This window comes from Aminobacter sp. AP02 (genome assembly GCF_003148805.1).
Lineage (GTDB): Bacteria > Pseudomonadota > Alphaproteobacteria > Rhizobiales > Rhizobiaceae > Aminobacter.
Map to the genome: position 1 here is coordinate 201,349 of NZ_QGGX01000010.1, position 17,650 is coordinate 218,998.

The window sequence follows — 17,650 nt, forward strand, 5'->3', positions numbered from 1 at the left end:
GGGGACAACGGGCGACAGCCGCCTCTATTCCATCGGCCCGGCAACAAGCGCGTGCTCTTGACTCAGCTCCGTTTCGGCTTTAGTTAACAGATGTGTTAATTAACAATCATGCTAAATAAATGACCGAAGATCGCCTCGACGCCACGTTCGCCAGCCTCGCCGACCCGACCCGGCGAGCCATCCTTGCCCGGCTCGCGCAGGGCGAGGCAACCGTCAATGAGCTGGCCGAACCGTTCGAGATGAGCCTGCCGGCCATTTCGCGCCACCTCAAGGTGCTGGAGCGCGCCGGCCTCATCAGCCGCGGCCGCGAGGCGCAATGGCGCCCGTGCCGGCTCGAGGCCGGGCCGCTCAAGGACATTGCCAACTGGGTCGAGCGCTACCGCCGCTTCTGGGACGCGAGTTTCGACCGCATGGCCGATTATCTCAAGGAACTGCAAACGCCCAAGGGAGATCCGGATGACCGCAAGAACTGACACCGTCGCCGCACAGTCGCTTTTCCTCGAACTCTCCAGGGTCTTCGATGCGCCGCCGGCGCTCGTCTTCCGCATGTGGTCCAGCCCAGAGCACCTGACACGCTGGTGGGGGCCGAAGGGTTTCACGTCGAGCTGCAAGAAGCACGAATTCCGCAAGGGCGGCAGCTACCACCTGCTGATCCACGGCTATGACCAGAACGGCATGTCAGGCACCTTCCGCGAGATCGTCGAGAACGAGAGGATCGTCTTCACATTCGCCTGGGATCACGATCCCGACTGGCAGACACTGGTGACCGTGACATTGAAGCCCGAGGGCGACGGTACGCGTCTGACCTTCCGCCAGGAGCCGTTCCTCGACGTCGAAACCCGCGACTCGCATCTGGGTGGCTGGGGCGAATGCCTCGATCGCCTTGGCGACGCGCTCGCCGGCCGTCCCGTCGTCTGAGTTGTTGCGCGCCGGCCTAAGCCTACGGCGCGCCGACTGCCGAATGAAACCGCTGTCGCCGCTAATCGTTGTCGATCATCGGAACGACGAGCCATGCTTGGAGACGACGATGCTGAAGACCTATCGCGGCAGCTGCCATTGCGGGGCGGTGCATTTCGAATGTCAGCTCGATCTAGCACCCGAGGGCCAGCGCTCGAAGCCCGAACTTGACGGCGTCTGGTGGACGTCGAGCTTCCGCTGCAACTGCTCCTGGTGCGCCAAGACGCGCTTTTGGAAGGACTTCGCCCGTCCTGCCGGTTTTTCCGTCACCTCGGGCGCGCACATGCTGACCGAATACCGCTTCGGCACGTCCGCCATCCGCCACACTTTCTGCAGCCGCTGCGGCGTCCACCCCTTCGCCTCGGCAAGCTTCGAGATCATGGGTGGCGACTTCTATGCCGTGAACATTGCTTGCCTCGATGACGTCACGCCGGAGGAACTGGCCGCCGTGCCTATCATCTACGAGGACGGCAAGAACGACGCCTGGGACCGCCCGCCTGCGGTGGCCTCCTACCTCTAACCGAGCACCAACAGCTCGCAGCCTTGCATGACGGCCGCCCTCCGGCTGCCGATGGAGAACCTGTGTCCAAACGATGGAGAGCGAAATGCAGCATGAAATCGTGTCGAGGGAAGACTGGCTGGTGGCGCGGCGCGCCCTGCTCGCCAGGGAAAAAGCGATGACCAAGGCGCGCGACCAGCTCAGCGCCGAGCGGCGCGAGTTGCCGTGGGTCAGTATCGACAAGCCGTACTATTTCGACGGTCCCGAAGGCCGGCTGTCGCTGTCCGAGCTGTTCGATGGGCGCAGCCAGCTGTTCATCAAGCATTTCATGATGGCGCCAGGCCAGCAGCATCACTGCGTCGGCTGCTCATTCGAAATGGACAATGTCGACAGCGTGCTGGTCCATCTCGAAAACCATGACGTGAGTTATGTCGCCGTGGCGCGTGCGCCTATCGCCGAGGTCGATGCGTTGAAGGCGCGCATGGGTTGGCGGGCGCGTTTCGTCTCGTCCTTTGCCAGCGACTTCAACTACGACTTCAATGTTTCCTATACGCCCGAGCAACTGGCCGCGAAGAAGGCCAGCTACAACTACGCGCCGCTCGACTTCGAGATCGAGGATCTGTCCGGCGACAGCGTCTTCTTCAAGGATGTCGACGGGCAGATCTACCTCACCTATTCCACCTTCGGGCGCGGCGCCGAGCAGTTCCTCGGCATCTATGGTTTTCTCGACGTGATGCCAAAGGGACGGGCCGAGAACGGCCCGTTCCACCTGCTCACCGATTGGGTCCGGCCGCATGACATGTATGGCAAGGGCGGCATGGTCGAGATGACCGGGCGCTACCACCCGGCCGACTGCGGCTGCGGCAAGCACGGCTGAGCGCCGCCGGGACGGTACATTCCGCGCGCTAGTGATTGTCGCGCGGGATGCCCTTGGTCTGCGCCACGCGCTGGTACTTCACCGCCGGCTTCAGCACCATGCCCTCGGACAGCTGGTCGACCATGCCGCGCTGGATTTCCTGCCATGGCGTTTGGTGCGCCGGGAAATGGTATCCGCCATGGTTGTGCAGTTCGGCGCGGCGACGGGTGATCTCGTCGTCGCTGACCAGAATGTCGGCGGTGCCTTTGTTCAGGTCGATGCGCACCCGGTCGCCCGATTTCAGCAGCGCCAGCCCACCGCCGACGGCGGCTTCCGGCGAGGCGTTGAGGATCGAAGGCGAGCCCGACGTTCCTGACTGGCGGCCGTCACCGATGCAGGGCAGCGAGTGTATGCCGCGCTTGAGCAGATAGGCCGGCGGCTGCATGTTGACCACTTCCGCGCCGCCGGGATAGCCGACCGGGCCCGCACCGCGCATGAACAGCACGGTGTTCTCGTCGATGTTCTCTGCGGGATCGTCGATGCGGGCGTGATAGTCTTCCGGCCCGTCGAACACTTTTGCCGTGCCTTCGAAGGCGCCGGGGTCCCTGGGGTTCGACAAATAGCGGTTGCGAAATTCCTTCGAGATCACGCTGGTCTTCATGATCGCGCTGTCGAACAGATTGCCCTTGAGGTTGATGAAGCCGGCATCCTTCTTCAACGGGTCGGCGACGGCGCGGATGACCTTTTCGTCGTGGTTTTCCGCCGCGCCGCAATTTTCGCCCATGGTCCTGCCGTTGACGGTGACCGCGTTCGGGTGCGGCAGCAGGCCTGCCTTCATCAGCTCCGACACAACGGCAGGCACGCCGCCGGCGTGGTGGTAGTCCTCGCCGAGATACTCGCCGGCGGGCTGGAGGTTGACCAGCAACGGCACGTGGTGGCCGATCTTCTGCCAGTCGTCATTGTCGAGCGGCACGCCCAAGTGTCGGGCAATCGCGTTGAGGTGGATCGGCGCGTTGGTCGAGCCGCCGATCGCCGAATTGACGACGATGGCATTTTCGAAGGCTTCGCGCGTCATGATGTCGGATGGCTTCAGATCCTCGCGCACCATGTCGACGACGCGTTTGCCGGTCTCGTAGGAGATCTGGCCGCGCTCGCGATAAGGTGCCGGGATCGCCGCCGAGCCGGGCAGTTGCATGCCCAGCGCCTCGGCTAGGCTGTTCATCGTCGTTGCCGTGCCCATGGTGTTGCAATAGCCGACCGAAGGTGCTGACGAGGCGACGATGTCCATGAACTGGTCGTAGTCGATCTCACCGGCTGAAAGCTTTTCACGCGACTTCCACACGATGGTGCCCGAGCCGGTACGCTCGCCTTTGTGCCAGCCATTGAGCATTGGCCCGACCGACAGGGCGATCGCCGGGATGTTGACGGTGGCCGCCGCCATCAGAAGCGCTGGCGTTGTCTTGTCGCAGCCGATGGTCAGCACCACGCCGTCGAGCGGGTAGCCGTAGAGCACTTCGACGAGGCTGAGATAAGCGAGGTTGCGGTCGAGCGAAGCGGTCGGACGCTTGCCGGTCTCCTGGATCGGGTGGCAGGGAAACTCGAACGGCACGCCACCGGCGGCGATGATGCCGTCGCGCACGCGCTTGGCGAGTTCGATGTGGTGGCGGTTGCACGGCGACAGGTCCGACCCGGTCTGGGCGATGCCGATCAGCGGCTTGCCCGACTGCAGCTCCTCGCGAGTCAGGCCGAAATTCAGGTAGCGTTCGAGATAAAGCGCGGTCATGCCGGGATTGTCGGGGTTGTCGAACCACTCCTGCGAACGGAGCTTCTTCGTGGTCTTGTCGACGGCCATAAATTCCTCCCGAAATCCGGACCTGCATCGTTATGGCAAGGACCAAATCGCTGCAAGGGCGACGAAGGGGCCGGCGGTTGAGACATCTGAGCGCGCCGGTTTCGAAGGCGGCACTGGTCCTACTCGTGGGGCTGTCCTTGGGCCGTCGCAATGCTATGAAACCGGCGCAATGCAGCGAGGACCAGTGCTTTGATCGACGACCGTCTCTATATCGACCCGGAGCTTGTCCAGTTCTACGACCTCGAAAACGAAGGCGGCGACGACGTCGATTTTTGCCTCGAGTTTGCCGGCGGGGCTAAAACCGTGCTCGACCTCGGCTGCGGCACCGGCATGCTGACCACGATGCTGTCCCCAGACCGCGCAGTCACTGGCGTCGATCCGGCCCCCGCCATGCTGAATGTCGCCCGCAAACGCCCCGGCGGCGACCGGGTCGAATGGGTCGAGGGCGATGCGCGGTCGCTTCGGCTTGGCAAGAGCTTCGACCTGGTGCTTCTGACCGGCCACGCCTTCCAGGTGTTCCTGACAGCCGAGGATCAAAGGGCGGCACTCGACACCATCGCCGCCCACCTCGCGCCAGGCGGACGCTTCATCTTCGACACGCGCAATCCCGCGGCCAAGAGCTGGCTGAACTGGGGGCCTGCCGACTCGCAGCGCACCGCTGAGCATCCGGTCTACGGTGCGGTCGAGGCATGGAACGATGCCGTTTGCGACGAGGCCACCGGCATCGTCACCTACGATACGTTTTACCGTGTGCCGGCAACTGGCCAGCGCTTTCATGCCCGCTCGCGCATCGCCTTTGCCGACAAGGAGCGGCTCGCCGCGATGATGGCCGAGGCGGGGCTCGTCGTCGATCGCTGGCTCGGCAGCTGGCAGGGCGCGCCCTATGCGCCTGACCTGCGCGAGATCATTCCGATCGGCCACAAGGGCTGACCGATGCCGGTGTGATGGACAATAGCTGGAGGCTGCGTTACCCCTCAAGGATCGGAATTCGGGAGGATTGCGCATGGCCCTGGTGATCGAAGGCGAAGAAAAGATAGCCGCCCCCATCGATGTGGTGTGGAAGGCGCTCAACGACCCCGAAATCCTGAAAGAGAGCATTCCAGGCTGCGAGAGCCTGGAGATGAACTCGCCGACCGAGATGGCCGCCAAGGTCGTGCTCAAGGTCGGCCCGATCAAGGCGACCTTTGCGGGCGAGGTCACGCTGAAAAACCTCAATCCGCCGCACTCCTATACCATCGAGGGCGAGGGCAAGGGCGGCATCGCCGGTTTCGCCAAGGGCGGAGCGGATGTCACGCTGACCGAAGACGGGCCCGGTTCCACTATCCTGAAATATGAGGCCAAGGCCGATGTCGGCGGCAAGATCGCCCAACTCGGCAGCCGCCTGATCACCTCGACCTCGAAGAAGCTCGCGGGGCAGTTCTTTTCGGCTTTTGGCGAGAAAGTCGGCGGGGCGTAGGATTTCCCTCGCCTCGTTTGCGGGGAGAGGGTGGCCCGCCCCTCGACTAACTCGGGAGGCCGGGTGAGGGGCGGGGCCAAGGGGCCAAAGTTTTGCGCTGCCCCTCATCCCTCTGCCGGGACCTTCTCCCCGTGAACGGGGAGAAGAAGCCACACTTATTCACCGCCACGCCCCGTTGCCGGTCTGGCCATTGTCATCCTTCGACAAGCTCAGGATGAGGAACTCGGGAAGCGGGGCGCGAGGCCGTGCCTTCCGATAGTTTGTATGTGGCGCGAACCTTCGCGCCCCGCCCGGTGTTCTTGCCCGCTCAGTCGCCTCAGTGCTTGTCGCACCGCCAGCCGCCGCAAGGCCCGGACTTGGGGGCTCATCACCCAGTGGGAGAACCGACCTCCCACCAGCCCGGCACCGGCGCTTCCCTCCGACACCCGGTGCGCACCGGAGTCCCGTGGAAGATCGCGAGGAGAATGATAAAACGGGATTCAAGGGCGTGGAAAAACGGGCGCGGCTATCCACGGTGGTTGGTGACAGAGTTGCTGCCAATTCGGCAGAAAAAGCAGCAACGAAATTCAAGTTGCTTCCATCTTGCCGGGCAAAACAGCCGGGGTACTTCAGCTCCGGACCGGCGCTGACCGGCCTTTACGCGTCGACGCGCATCTGAAGCCTTAGCGAGAATGCGTGTCTTGCCTATCGCTTTGTGTAGGCCATCGCGGCCGCCAGCCTTGTCAAACGCTTACCGAAAACAAGCTGCGCGGGCACCTGAAGGAGAATGATCGACGCCAGTATCGTCGCTGCGCCGACACCGTTCATCAGGTTCATCCGCTCGCCGAGTAGCATCGAGGCGGCAGCGGCGCCGAAGATGCTTTCAGCACTCATGATGATGGCCGAATGGGAAGGTGACGTGTGGCGCTGGGCAACGGCCTGGAGTGTATAGGCGAGGCCCGTCGAGATAACGCCGAGCATGGCAAGCTCGGGTGCCGCGGCAGCAAGCGCCTGCCAGCTGATGTTCTCGAAGATCAGGCCGAACGTGATGCCCACAAAGCCCGCAAGGCAGAACTGGCAGCCTGCGATGATGAATGGCCGATCGAATGCACGTGCCACATTGGCGACAAGGACAATCCAAACCGAATAGAGTACCGCCGAGGCAACACAGGCGGCGTCACCCCACCGCAGCGCGCCCAATCCGCCGCTCATCAGCAAGATGCCACAGACGGCCAGGCCAACTGACGGCACCAGCACGAGGTCGGGCCGCTCCCGAAGCATCAGCCACGCAAATACGGGCGTGAACACCACCGTGGTGTTGACAAGGAAGCTAGCATTGGTGACCGACGTTCCGCCGTAGGCCAGTTGCTGGGAGGCCAGCGCAAGAAGGAAGAAGACGGATACCTTTGCCAGTGCCCGCCATTGCCCGCCTGTCGGAGGCGCGCTGGACTTGGTCTCTCGCCACAAGAACGGCGCGACCACGATCAGAGCAATCATTCCCCGCAAGCCCATGGCGAGGATCGGACCAAGGTCGTCGAGCACGGTCTTTTGAGCGACATTTCCAACTCCCCAGCAAAACGCAGCCAGGAAAAGCAGCGCATTGGCGTGCAAGCGCGTCATGGTGACCCCATGTGGGTTGACGAACGAACGGTCTAACCGTCGTCGCGGGCAGCGCCGTGGCGCGCCAGTCTCTCCATTGTCGCGTGCTGGGAGCTGGCGCCCTGCGCCGGCGTAATCGACGCTGCCTTGGTCGACATTCCATCCAGGTTGGCAATCTCGCGCTGGAGCTTTCGCTGCAGGGCAATCTGAAAATCACGGATCGACGCGGCGGGCTCGATGAATGCGTTTTCGCCACCAATGACCGCGCGTGCGTAGTAGGCCGAAATCGGTTCTCCGCTGTTGCTGTCATTGCCGATGGGCAGGCCGTTGATCGCGATGCCAGCGTCAAGCGCGAGATCTCGCGCCGCCTCCACAGGCCCGCCGTCATTGTTGATTCCGTCACCCGAAATGTCGATGACATGGCGAGTCGCGGCCCAGGGCAGCTTGCTGAATTGGGCCACGCCAAAGCGCAATGCATGCGAAATGGACGTGCGCGCCCCACCGCCACGCCGCGAGGGTATGCTCGTGAAGGACCGGATCGTCTCTGCCACCTCGGCGACAGAGGTGCTGTTGTCGATGACGGTCCAATTAACGACGACGCGGGCTGAACCGTTTCCCGACCATTCGACATAGGTCACCGCGATGCGCCCCGCGTAGCCTGTGCGGATCGCAGTCAGGACATCGATCGAGCGCAGCGCCTCGGCGTAACCTATGCGCTGGAACTCCAGCTCTTCCTCGGTCATCGAAGCGGAGACGTCGGCGGCAAGGACAATGGCGACATCGACTGTCGTATGGTCTGCCGGTCTATCCGCGGCGCGTGTGTTGCCAGGCGGTACCAGAAGTAGCGCCTGCAGCAAGGTCATGCACAGCACGATCAAGCGGTATTCAGAGCGTTTGGTGGCCATCTCCGCCTCTTTGTACTTGCACGCTGACGTAGAGGAAGGTTACCAAGTACGCGTCAGTGCGGCGCTTGTCTGGCGTTAGAGGAACGTTAAAATGGGGCCCGCGGTCCAGGTCCGGCAAACGCCTTCCGGCGCCATGGGCGCTGAGCGGAGCGTGGGGCTGCAGCCATGGCTCTAGGTCGCCATCGCCGCCCGATCAGAGTCCTCTTGCTTGGCGGCGCGCGCCTGCAGACGGCCGATGGCGAGACGGTTTCCATTTCGGGCAAGAAGAGCCTGGCGCTCATTGCCTATCTTTGCCAATGCCAGGGCATGGCCGCGTCCAGGGACAAGCTCAGCGACCTTCTTTGGAGCAGTGCCGACAACTGGCACGCGAGAAACAGCTTGCGGCAGACGTTGGCGATGTTGCGCCGTGAGCTCTCTCCGTACGATCCCGACATCCTGTTCTCCCGCCATGACCTCGTGGGTCTCAGGCCGCTTTCGGTCAACTGCGACGTCCACCGCTTCCTTAGCGCGGCGGCGACCGGGTCCATGGACGATGGCCACACGTTGGCGGACATCTACACAGGTCCGTTCCTCGACGGTTTTTTTGCCGGAAGCGACATCTTCGAGGACTGGGCTTCGGCAGAGCGGGGGAGGCTGGCCGGCGTCGCGATCATTGCGCTGGAACGGCTGGCACGCGAGGCGAGCGGGAAACATGGTCTCGACTTTGCGCGTCGCCTTTTGACGATAGAACCAACGGGGGAAAGCTCGCATCGCCTCATGATGGAGATGTTGGCCCGTAACGGTCATCGCGACCTCGCGCTCAGACAATATGATTTGTGCAGGGACATGCTGGGCAGGGAGTTCGGCGTCCAGCCCAGCCCCGAGACGGAGCGATTGCGGCAGACCATCGTCACGCCCCAGCCTGCCCGCGACTGGAAAGCACCGGCATTTGCCGATCGCACGCAACAATCCATGGAGCAGCGACCCTCGGTCGGCGTTCAGCTCTTTGTCAATTTGACTGGAAGCCAGGGCGAAGAGCTTGTTTCGAGGGGGCTCGCGCAAGCCATTGTCACGGAACTTTCGCCGCACAAGGAACTCATCATCCGAGCGGATGAGGTACCATCCGATTTCAGGGCGGACTCGCCGCGCATCGCCGAGATCGCTTCGAGGCTCGGTGTACGTTACATTCTGGGCGGGAGCGTGCAGCGAACGAACGAGCATCTGCGCGTCAATGCCCACCTTGTCGATGCATCTGCCGGTGATCATATCTGGGCAGAGCGGTATGACGGGGCCGTGGAAGAAGCTCTGGATTTTCAGGACAAGGTTGCCCAGTCGATGGCGTTTGCCACGCGGGTGCACCTGTTGCGAGCCCGCTGGAAAGTGCGCGACAAGGCGCCCTTGGATGATCCCGCCGCGCGCCTTCTCGTAAACCGCGCGGTGGTCAAATATTACGAGATGACCAGGGCATCTCTGTCGGCCTCGGTGGCACTGGCCGAACGTGCGCTGGAGATCGATCCCGACAGCGCTCAGGCCATGCGGACCTTGTCGTTCGCAACGACGGTTGCCATGGCTCTTGGAGCTTTCGCCAAGACGCCGGAGACGCTGAAGAGGGCGATCAGCCTTGCCGAAACCGCCGTTGCCGCTGTTCCAGATGACGAGATTGCCCGCTGCGCGCTTTCGTTTGCGCTGTTGAGTGCCGACAGGCACAACGAAGCCGCCGCGCAAGTGAGATACGCGCTCATTCTCAACCCGCATTATCCAAATGCCCGCGGCGACCTCGCCGAGATATGTGCGTTTCTTGGGCAAACCAACGAAGCCATCGAAGAGGCAACCGAAGCGATCCGCTCGAGCTTTCATGACCCGGCGGATTTCTGGCGCCACTATGCGCTCTCGGTGGCCAAGTTCGCCGCATGCGACGATGCAGGTGCGCTGGAAAGCGCGCGCCATGTCATGCGCTCGAAGCCCGACTTCGCACGCGGCGCGCTTTTTTGGGCTGCAGCGGCTGCGGCAAGCGGCAACTTCGAGGAAGCTCGGCGGGCTGTGGAACTCTGCCTCGGCCAGTTGCCTGATCTTCGCCTCGGCAATGTCTCGCCAGGCTTCGTGCCGCGATATGTCCGCGAGCAGCAGCAGAAGCGGTTCCTGGACATGCTCGGCAAGGCCGGCCTGCCCAGGTAACTCGACCAAAACGGGCGAGTCCGGTCTTGGCGAGAAATCGTTCCGGCGCGTTGCGGTTCGAGCGGGCCACAAGAAAATCGGCCACCGTGGGGTTCCACGGCGGCCGCATCATCTTCCGAGGGAGTTGCTTGCTATCCCCTGAGTTCGCGCCGCAGGATCTTGCCGACATTGGTCTTCGGCAGTTCGGTGCGGAACTCGATGTGTTTCGGGCGCTTGTAGCCGGTGAGGTTTTCGCGGCAGTAGGCGATCAGCATCTCGACGGTGAGGTTCGGATCCTTGCGCACGACAAACAGCTTGGGCACTTCGCCCGAATGCTCGTCCGGCACGCCGATGGCCGCGACTTCGAGCACGCCGGGATGCTGGGCGACGACGTCCTCGAGCTCATTGGGATAGACGTTGAAGCCCGAGACCAGGATCATGTCCTTCTTGCGGTCGACGATCTTGGTGAAGCCGCGCTCGTCCATGAAGCCCATGTCGCCCGACTTGAAGTAGCCATCTGATGTCATCACCTTGGCGGTCTCGTCGGCGCGGTTCCAGTAGCCGGCCATGACCTGCGGGCCCCTGATGCAGATCTCGCCGACCTCGCCGAGCGGCATGTCGTTGCCGTCCTCGTCGCGGATGGCGATGTCGGTGGAGGGCAGGGGCAGGCCGATCGTGCCGGTGAAATCGGGCGACGAACACTTGTTGGCGGTCGCCACGGGAGACGTCTCCGACAGGCCGTAACCCTCGGTGATGTGGTTGCCCGTCGCCTTCTTCCAGCGCTCGGCGACCGGCCGCTGCACCGCCATGCCGCCGCCGAGGCTAAGCATCAGCCCGCTGAAGTCGAGCTTGCGGAATTCCTCGTTGTTGGTGAGCGCGTTGAACAGCGTGTTGAGGCCGGGGAAGATGTTGAACTTGAACTTCTTCAGTTCCTTGACGAAGCCCGGGATGTCACGCGGGTTGGGGATGAGGACGTTGAGCGCCCCCTGCTGCATGCCCATCAGCGCATTCACCGTGAGCGCGAAGATATGATAAAGCGGCAGCGCGCAGACGAAGGTCAGATGCGCGGGCTTCGGCCTGACCGAGTAGGCGTCCTCGACCCACAAAGCGAGCTGGGCGACATTGGCCAGCACGTTGGAATGGATCAGCATCGCGCCCTTGGAGATGCCGGTGGTGCCGCCGGTATATTGCAGGAAGGCGATGTCGTCGGCCTTGACCGCGACCGGTTTGAACGTCTTTGCCGCACCTTGGTGGAGGACAAAGTTGAACTTGACGTGGCCCGGCAGGGACCAGGCTGGCACCAGCTTCTTGACCTTGCGCACGACAAGATTGACCAGGATGCCCTTGACGCCGAGCATCTCGCCCATCGAGGCGACGACGACGTGCTTGACCTGGGTCTTGGCAATGATGGCCTGGAGCGTGGTGGCGAAGTTTTCGAGGATGACGATCGCTTCAGCGCCGGAATCATTGAGCTGGTGCTCGAGTTCGCGCGGCGTGTAGAGCGGGTTGACGTTCACGACCGTGTAGCCGGCGCGCAAGATCGCCATCATGGCGACGGGATATTGCAGCACGTTGGGCATCATGATCGCGACGCGGGCGCCCTTGACCAGCCCCTTGGACTGAAGCCAAGCGGCGAAGGCCGTCGACATGCGGTCGAGTTCGCCATAGCTCAGCGACTTGCCCATGCACGAAAAGGCCGGGCGGCCGGCATACTGATGGCAGGCGGCAGACAGCAGGTCGCCGATGGAGTTGTGGGCCAGCGGTGCGATCTCGGCCGGCATGTTGGCGGGATAGCTTTTCAGCCAGGGCTTCGCGTCGGACCTTACGGCCACTGCCTTGGCAGCTGCCTTGGCCACAGGCGCGGGCGCGGCAGCCGAATTGGTCTTTGCGGCAGGTTTTTCCTTGGCTGGCGCCGGCTTTGCGGCCGCCGGCTTGACGGCTTGAGACTTCACGGCTGCCGGGGCCGTGGATTTGGTTCTTGCGGCAGCGGGCTTCGACTTGGCGGCAGCTTTGGCAGGAACTGGCTTGGTTGGCTCGGCCTTTGCCGGGGCCTTGGCAGCTTCGACCCTGGCAGTGGTTGGCTTGGAAGCGGCTTTCTTGGCTGTGGCGGGAGCCTTGGCTGCAGGCTTTGGTGCCGAGGCGGCTTTGGCTGGTGCTGCCTTCGGCTTTGCCGTCTTGGCGGGCGCTGCCTTCGCCTTCACGGCAGCTTTGGTCGCGGAATTCGTATTGTCGACTGGCTGGGCTGCCGCCTTGCTGGTGGTCTGCGCCTTGCTTGCCTTGCCGGTGGATTTAGCCAATGCAACCTCCCTCGATGTTCTTGTTTCCGGCTGTGGTGCTCCGCCGGCTTTCGCCCCCGTCAACGTCGCAGCGCATAAGAACAGTGCCGCGTTGGGGCATGTTGTAGTTGTTTGTATTGCCACATGACGTTAACGGCAAGTATCACCCAACGTCACCTGTCGGGCCGAATTTCAGGATTCGCGATTACATGGCGTCATGCAGGTCTGCGAGCCCGAATTGTCCGCTATCGCGTTGATATAACTCGCCACGGCTGAATCTAATCACAAGTTCAAATACGCCGTCATGCAGTGGAACTGGCGGAATCCCCACTATTTCGAAGTCATCTGTGGGTAAATTATTGTGCTTACCAAAGGGCAGGTGGGCGGGGAGTTCCAATGCTCAATAAACGGTGCTTATATGCGCGCCTGCGAGCCTGACAGGGATGGGCTTGGGCAAAATCATAGGGAGTGTTCAATGATCAAAAAAACGACCTTTGCGGCCGCGTTGCTGGCTGCAACCGTCCTCAGCGGTGCGGCGAGCGCGAAGACGTTCGTGTACTGCTCGGAAGGTTCGCCTGAAGGCTTCGATCCGGGCCTCTACACCGCCGGCACCACGTTCGACGCCGCCGCGCACACCGTCTACAACCGCCTGCTCGAGTTCAAGAAGGGCACCACCGAGACCGAGCCGGGCCTGGCCGAGAGCTACACGGTTTCCGACGACGGCCTGGAGTACACCTTCAAGCTGCGTCCGGGCGTCAAGTACCAGACCACCGAGTTCTTCACGCCGACCCGCGACTTCAATGCCGACGACGTCGTGTTCTCGTTCGACCGTCAGTTGAAGGCCGACAACCCCTGGAACAAGTACGTCACCGGCGCTTCGTGGGAATATGCTGCCGGCATGGGCTTCCCGGAAGTGATCAAGTCGGTCGAAAAGGTCGACGACCTGACCGTCAAGATCACCCTGACCCGCAAGGAAGCTCCGTTCCTCGCCAACATCGCCATGCCGTTCGCATCGATCGTGTCGAAGGAATATGCCGACAAGCTGCAGGCTGACGGCAAGATGAACCAGATGAACCAGATGCCGCTCGGCACCGGTCCGTTCGCGTTCGTCGCTTACCAGCAGGACGCCGTCATCCGCTACAAGGCCAACGCGGACTACTGGGGCGGCAAGCAGAAGATCGACGATCTCGTCTTCGCGATCACCCCTGACGCGTCTGTTCGCTTCCAGAAGCTGAAGGCTGGCGAATGCCACCTGATGCCGTTCCCGAACGCTGCCGACGTGGCTGCGATGAAGGCTGACTCGAACCTGAAGGTGATGGAGCAGGAAGGCCTGAACGTCTCGTACCTGGCCTACAACACCACCCAGGCTCCGTTCGACAAGCCCGAGGTCCGCAAGGCCCTCAACATGGCCATCAACAAGCAGGCCATTGTCGACGCCGTGTTCCAGGGCGCTGCAACGCCTGCCAAGAACCCGATCCCGCCGACGATGTGGTCGTACAACAACGCCGTCGAGGACGATAAGTACGATCCGGAAGCATCCAAGAAGATGCTCGAGGAAGCTGGCGTCAAGGACCTGAAGATGAAGGTTTGGGCGATGCCGGTGTCGCGTCCCTACATGCTCAACGCCCGCCGCGCGGCCGAGCTGATCCAGTCCGACTTCGCCAAGGTTGGCGTCTCGGTCGAGATCGTCTCGTACGAGTGGGCCGAGTACCTCGACAAGTCGAAGGCCAAGGACCGTGACGGCGCCGTCATCCTCGGCTGGACCGGCGACAATGGCGATCCGGACAACTTCCTCGACACCCTGCTCGGCTGCACGGCCGTGGGTGGCAACAACCGCGCTCAGTGGTGCGACAAGGACTTCGACACGCTCGTGAAGAAGGCCAAGGAGACCAACGACGTGGCAGAGCGCACCAAGCTCTATGAAGAAGCCCAGGTTGTGTTCAAGAAGCAGGCTCCGTGGGCTACTCTCGACCACTCGCTGTCGGTTGTCCCGATGCGCAAGAACGTCGAAGGCTTCGTCCAGAGCCCGCTCGGCGACTTCGCTTTCGACGGTGTTGACATCACGGAGTAAGGTTGCCTAAACAGGCCAGCCTTGGGTTGGGGCGCTTGGATCACAAGCGCCCCAATGCACTTTCTGTGCTACCCTTACCTTTTCTCGGAACATTCACTTAAAGGTTCGACATGCTCCGGTTCCTGTTGGGGCGGCTCGCCGTCCTGATCCCGACTTTCATCGGGGTCTCCATCATCGCATTCTCCTTCATCCGCCTTCTGCCCGGCGATCCGGTCGCACTGCTCTCGGGCGAACGCGTCATGTCGCCGGAGCGCCACGCGGAAATCTCCGCCCAGCTCGGTTTCGACCGGCCCATCGTCGTCCAGTACCTCGACTATCTCTGGGGCGTGGTGCACGGCGATTTCGGTACCTCGATCGTCACCAAGAAGCCTGTCGTCGACCAGTTCTTCGAGCTGTTTCCGGCGACCGTCGAGCTGTCGCTGTGCGCGATCATCTTTGCCGTGGTGCTTGGTATTCCCGCTGGCATGATCGCTGCCATCAAGCGCGGCTCCTTCGCCGACCAGGCGATGATGGGCACAGCCCTTGTCGGCTTCTCGATGCCGATCTTCTGGTGGGGCCTGCTGCTGATCATGCTGATATCGGGCATGCTCGGCTGGACGCCCGTCTCCGGCCGCATCTCGCTGATGTACTACTTCCCGCCCGTCACCGGCTTCATGCTCATCGACTCGCTGCTTTCGGGCCAGGCCGGCGCCTTCAAGTCGGCGGTCAGCCACCTGATCCTGCCGACGATCGTTCTGGGCACCATTCCGCTGGCCGTCATCGCGCGCCAGACGCGCTCGGCGATGCTGGAAGTGCTGTCGGAAGATTATGTACGCACGGCGCGCGCCAAGGGCCTGTCGGCCTTCCGGGTCGTCGGCGTCCATGCGTTGCGCAACGCCCTGATCCCGGTCGTCACGACCATCGGCCTGCAGGTTGGCGTCATGCTCGCCGGCGCGATCCTGACCGAGACGATCTTCTCGTGGCCGGGCATCGGTAAGTGGATGGTCGATTCCGTGTCGCGGCGCGACTACGCTGTCATCCAGGGCGGTCTGCTCATGATCGCCGCCGTCATCATGCTGGTGAACCTTGCCGTTGACCTGCTCTACGGTCTCATCAATCCACGTATCCGGCACTAGGAGGGCACAATGTCTCAAGCTGCTGCAACCAGCGCCGTTTCGACCGATCCGTCCCGACGGGCGCGGCTGGCCGAGTTCTGGTACTACTTCTCCGAAAACCGCGGCGCCGTCATCGGCCTCGTGTTCTTCATCTTCCTGGTGTTGCTCGCGCTCTTCGCACCGATGATCGCGCCGCACGATCCGACCCAGCAATACCGCGACGCGGTTCTGGTGCCGCCGTTCTGGCAGGAGGGCGGGCGCACCGACTTCCTGCTCGGCACCGACGCGGTCGGCCGTGACATGCTTTCGCGCCTTATCTTCGGCACCCAGTTCTCGCTGTTCGTCGGCGTCATCGTGACCGCCCTGTCGCTGGTCGTCGGTGTCATCCTGGGCGTGATCGCCGGCTACTTCCGCGGCTGGGTCGACACCGCCATCATGCGCGTGATGGACATCATCCTGGCCTTCCCGTCGCTGCTGCTGGCGCTTGTGCTGGTGGCCATCCTCGGGCCGGGCCTGGTCAATGCGATGATTGCCATCTCGCTGGTGTACCAGCCACATTTCGTGCGCCTGGCGCGCGCCGCGGTGATGAGCGAAAAGACCCGCGACTACGTCGTCGCCGCCAAGGTCGCCGGCGCCGGCAACACGCGCCTGATGTTCAAGACCATCCTGCCGAACTGCATGGCGCCGCTGATCGTCCAGGCGACGCTGTCGTTTTCGAGCGCCATCCTCGACGCCGCAGCTCTTGGCTTCCTCGGCATGGGCGCGCAGCCGCCGACGCCGGAATGGGGCACGATGCTGGCCGAGGCCCGCGAGTTCATCCAGAGCAAGTGGTGGGTGGTAACGCTTCCGGGCGTGGCGATCCTGGTCACGGTGCTGGCGATCAACCTGATGGGCGATGGCCTGCGCGACGCGCTCGATCCGAAGCTGAAGAGGTCCTGACATGGCGCTTCTTGAAATCGAAAACCTCGTCGTCGAGTTCCAGACGGCCTCCGGCCCGTTCCGGGCGGTCGACGGCGTGTCGATGAAGGTCCACGAGGGCGAGGTTCTCGCCATCGTCGGCGAGTCCGGTTCGGGCAAGTCGGTGTCGATGCTGGCGGCGATGGGGCTGCTGCCCTGGACCGCCAACGTCACCGCCGACAAGCTGACCTTCAACGGCCGCGACCTTTTGTCGATGCCCGCCAACGAACGGCGCAAGATCATCGGCAAGGATATTGCCATGATCTTCCAGGAGCCGGTGGCCAGCCTCAACCCGTGCTTCACCGTCGGCTTCCAGATCGAGGAAGTGCTGCGCGTGCACCTGGGTCTCGACAAGGCGGCCCGGCGCAAGCGCGCGATCGAACTGTTTGAATCTGTCGGCATTGCCGATCCGGCCGAGCGCCTTGGCTCTTATCCTCACCAGATGTCGGGTGGCCAGTGCCAGCGCGTGATGATCGCCATGGCGATCGCCTGCAACCCCAAGCTGCTCATTGCCGACGAGCCGACCACCGCTCTCGACGTGACGATCCAGAAGCAGATCCTCGACCTGCTGATGAAGCTGCAGGCCGAGCACAAGATGGGCCTGATCATGATCACCCACAACATGGGTGTCGTGGCCGAGACCGCGGACCGCGTCGTCGTGCAGTACAAGGGCCGCAAGATGGAAGAAGCCGACGTGCTGACGCTGTTCGAGAACCCCAAGAGCAGCTACACGCGCGCGCTGCTGGCGGCCTTGCCTGACAACGCGACCGGCGACCGCCTGCCGACGATCTCCGAACTCTTCGTCGACGACGAGAATCTGGAAGGGGCTGCACGATGAGCGTCATTCTCGAAGCACGCAACATCGTGCGCGACTACCATGTGCCGGGCAGCTTCCTGAAGAAGGCCAAGACCGTTCACGCCGTCAAGGGCGTGAGCTTCCAGGTCGAGAAGGGCAAGACGCTGGCGATCGTCGGCGAAAGCGGCTGCGGCAAGTCCACGCTCGGCCGCATCCTCAC

Annotated in this window: 17 protein-coding genes; 13 read left to right on the top strand and 4 right to left on the bottom strand. The window is 62.8% G+C overall.

Annotated elements, in window-relative coordinates; all coding sequences use genetic code 11:
• The first annotated feature begins 119 nt into the window (after positions 1 to 119).
• From C8K44_RS15235 to C8K44_RS15250, 4 genes are all read left to right on the top strand, one after another.
• The gene (locus C8K44_RS15235) at positions 120 to 473 is read left to right on the top strand and encodes a metalloregulator ArsR/SmtB family transcription factor (protein WP_109576629.1); all 354 of its coding nucleotides are present in this window, start codon (positions 120 to 122) and stop codon (positions 471 to 473) included.
• A complete protein-coding gene (locus tag C8K44_RS15240; protein ID WP_109576630.1) occupies positions 457 to 918 on the top strand; it encodes an SRPBCC domain-containing protein in 462 nt (153 codons plus the stop codon). Before C8K44_RS15235 ends, C8K44_RS15240 begins: the two co-directional genes overlap by 17 nt.
• A 109-nt stretch (positions 919 to 1,027) precedes the next feature.
• Entirely contained in the window at positions 1,028 to 1,477 is a 450-nt protein-coding gene (locus C8K44_RS15245; RefSeq protein ID WP_109576674.1) for a GFA family protein, read from the top strand.
• 85 nt (positions 1,478 to 1,562) lie between these two features.
• Positions 1,563 to 2,333, top strand: a complete 771-nt coding sequence (locus C8K44_RS15250) for a thioredoxin family protein (protein WP_245417492.1) — start codon at positions 1,563 to 1,565, stop codon at positions 2,331 to 2,333.
• A gap of 28 nt (positions 2,334 to 2,361) precedes the next feature.
• Here the strand turns inward: C8K44_RS15250 and C8K44_RS15255 are convergent, their stop codons facing one another.
• Complete coding sequence (locus tag C8K44_RS15255; protein ID WP_109576632.1) at positions 2,362 to 4,164, bottom strand: IlvD/Edd family dehydratase; 1,803 nt, start codon at positions 4,162 to 4,164, stop codon at positions 2,362 to 2,364.
• A 192-nt stretch (positions 4,165 to 4,356) separates the two neighbouring features.
• Here C8K44_RS15255 and C8K44_RS15260 point away from each other — a divergent pair, with 192 nt between their 5' ends.
• The 3 genes from C8K44_RS15260 (at position 4,357) to C8K44_RS27305 (ending at position 6,278) form a co-directional block, all read left to right on the top strand.
• Positions 4,357 to 5,094, top strand: coding sequence for a class I SAM-dependent methyltransferase (locus C8K44_RS15260; RefSeq protein WP_199227102.1), 738 nt, complete (start codon positions 4,357 to 4,359; stop codon positions 5,092 to 5,094).
• Between the two features lie 73 nt (positions 5,095 to 5,167).
• Positions 5,168 to 5,620, top strand: coding sequence for a carbon monoxide dehydrogenase subunit G (locus C8K44_RS15265; RefSeq protein ID WP_109576634.1), 453 nt, complete (start codon positions 5,168 to 5,170; stop codon positions 5,618 to 5,620).
• Between the two features lie 445 nt (positions 5,621 to 6,065).
• On the top strand, positions 6,066 to 6,278 hold the full coding sequence (locus C8K44_RS27305) for a hypothetical protein (RefSeq protein WP_146203945.1): 213 nt from the start codon (positions 6,066 to 6,068) through the stop codon (positions 6,276 to 6,278).
• A gap of 26 nt (positions 6,279 to 6,304) precedes the next feature.
• On the opposite strand, the gene C8K44_RS15270 is transcribed toward C8K44_RS27305, so the two are convergent.
• A complete protein-coding gene (locus C8K44_RS15270; RefSeq protein WP_109576635.1) occupies positions 6,305 to 7,219 on the bottom strand; it encodes a DMT family transporter in 915 nt (304 codons plus the stop codon).
• A gap of 32 nt (positions 7,220 to 7,251) precedes the next feature.
• A complete protein-coding gene (locus C8K44_RS15275; protein ID WP_109576636.1) occupies positions 7,252 to 8,103 on the bottom strand; it encodes a DUF1194 domain-containing protein in 852 nt (283 codons plus the stop codon).
• Between the two features lie 165 nt (positions 8,104 to 8,268).
• On the opposite strand from C8K44_RS15275, the gene C8K44_RS15280 reads away from it, so the two are divergent.
• Positions 8,269 to 10,257 (top strand): BTAD domain-containing putative transcriptional regulator, encoded by a 1,989-nt coding sequence (locus tag C8K44_RS15280; protein WP_109576637.1) that lies wholly within the window; start codon positions 8,269 to 8,271, stop codon positions 10,255 to 10,257.
• Between the two features lie 131 nt (positions 10,258 to 10,388).
• On the opposite strand, the gene C8K44_RS15285 is transcribed toward C8K44_RS15280, so the two are convergent.
• A complete protein-coding gene (locus C8K44_RS15285; protein ID WP_348626334.1) occupies positions 10,389 to 12,533 on the bottom strand; it encodes a long-chain fatty acid--CoA ligase in 2,145 nt (714 codons plus the stop codon).
• A 454-nt stretch (positions 12,534 to 12,987) separates the two neighbouring features.
• Between C8K44_RS15285 and C8K44_RS15290 the strand changes: the two genes are divergently transcribed.
• The 5 genes from C8K44_RS15290 to C8K44_RS15310 all read left to right on the top strand — a co-directional run.
• Positions 12,988 to 14,583 carry an ABC transporter substrate-binding protein gene (locus tag C8K44_RS15290; RefSeq protein WP_109576638.1) on the top strand — a complete coding sequence of 532 codons (1,596 nt, stop codon included), beginning with the start codon at positions 12,988 to 12,990 and terminating at the stop codon, positions 14,581 to 14,583.
• Between the two features lie 110 nt (positions 14,584 to 14,693).
• On the top strand, positions 14,694 to 15,698 hold the full coding sequence (locus C8K44_RS15295; RefSeq protein ID WP_109576639.1) for an ABC transporter permease subunit: 1,005 nt from the start codon (positions 14,694 to 14,696) through the stop codon (positions 15,696 to 15,698).
• Positions 15,699 to 15,707: 9 nt separating this feature from the next.
• A complete protein-coding gene (locus tag C8K44_RS15300) occupies positions 15,708 to 16,616 on the top strand; it encodes an ABC transporter permease subunit (RefSeq protein WP_109576640.1) in 909 nt (302 codons plus the stop codon).
• A gap of 1 nt (position 16,617) precedes the next feature.
• A complete protein-coding gene (locus tag C8K44_RS15305; protein WP_109576641.1) occupies positions 16,618 to 17,472 on the top strand; it encodes an ABC transporter ATP-binding protein in 855 nt (284 codons plus the stop codon).
• A partial coding sequence (locus tag C8K44_RS15310; RefSeq protein ID WP_146203946.1) for an ATP-binding cassette domain-containing protein occupies positions 17,469 to 17,650 on the top strand: 182 nt, incomplete at its 3' end. The genes C8K44_RS15305 and C8K44_RS15310, both read left to right, overlap by 4 nt.

Coding starts and splice junctions, on each gene's coding strand:
- C8K44_RS15235 (WP_109576629.1), top strand. CDS start 120: ATGACCGAAGATCGCCTCGACGCCACGTTCGCCAGCCTCGCCGACCCG.
- C8K44_RS15240 (WP_109576630.1), top strand. CDS start 457: ATGACCGCAAGAACTGACACCGTCGCCGCACAGTCGCTTTTCCTCGAA.
- C8K44_RS15245 (WP_109576674.1), top strand. CDS start 1,028: ATGCTGAAGACCTATCGCGGCAGCTGCCATTGCGGGGCGGTGCATTTC.
- C8K44_RS15250 (WP_245417492.1), top strand. CDS start 1,563: ATGCAGCATGAAATCGTGTCGAGGGAAGACTGGCTGGTGGCGCGGCGC.
- C8K44_RS15255 (WP_109576632.1), bottom strand. CDS start 4,164: ATGGCCGTCGACAAGACCACGAAGAAGCTCCGTTCGCAGGAGTGGTTC.
- C8K44_RS15265 (WP_109576634.1), top strand. CDS start 5,168: ATGGCCCTGGTGATCGAAGGCGAAGAAAAGATAGCCGCCCCCATCGAT.
- C8K44_RS15270 (WP_109576635.1), bottom strand. CDS start 7,219: ATGACGCGCTTGCACGCCAATGCGCTGCTTTTCCTGGCTGCGTTTTGC.
- C8K44_RS15275 (WP_109576636.1), bottom strand. CDS start 8,103: ATGGCCACCAAACGCTCTGAATACCGCTTGATCGTGCTGTGCATGACC.
- C8K44_RS15280 (WP_109576637.1), top strand. CDS start 8,269: ATGGCTCTAGGTCGCCATCGCCGCCCGATCAGAGTCCTCTTGCTTGGC.
- C8K44_RS15290 (WP_109576638.1), top strand. CDS start 12,988: ATGATCAAAAAAACGACCTTTGCGGCCGCGTTGCTGGCTGCAACCGTC.
- C8K44_RS15295 (WP_109576639.1), top strand. CDS start 14,694: ATGCTCCGGTTCCTGTTGGGGCGGCTCGCCGTCCTGATCCCGACTTTC.
- C8K44_RS15300 (WP_109576640.1), top strand. CDS start 15,708: ATGTCTCAAGCTGCTGCAACCAGCGCCGTTTCGACCGATCCGTCCCGA.
- C8K44_RS15305 (WP_109576641.1), top strand. CDS start 16,618: ATGGCGCTTCTTGAAATCGAAAACCTCGTCGTCGAGTTCCAGACGGCC.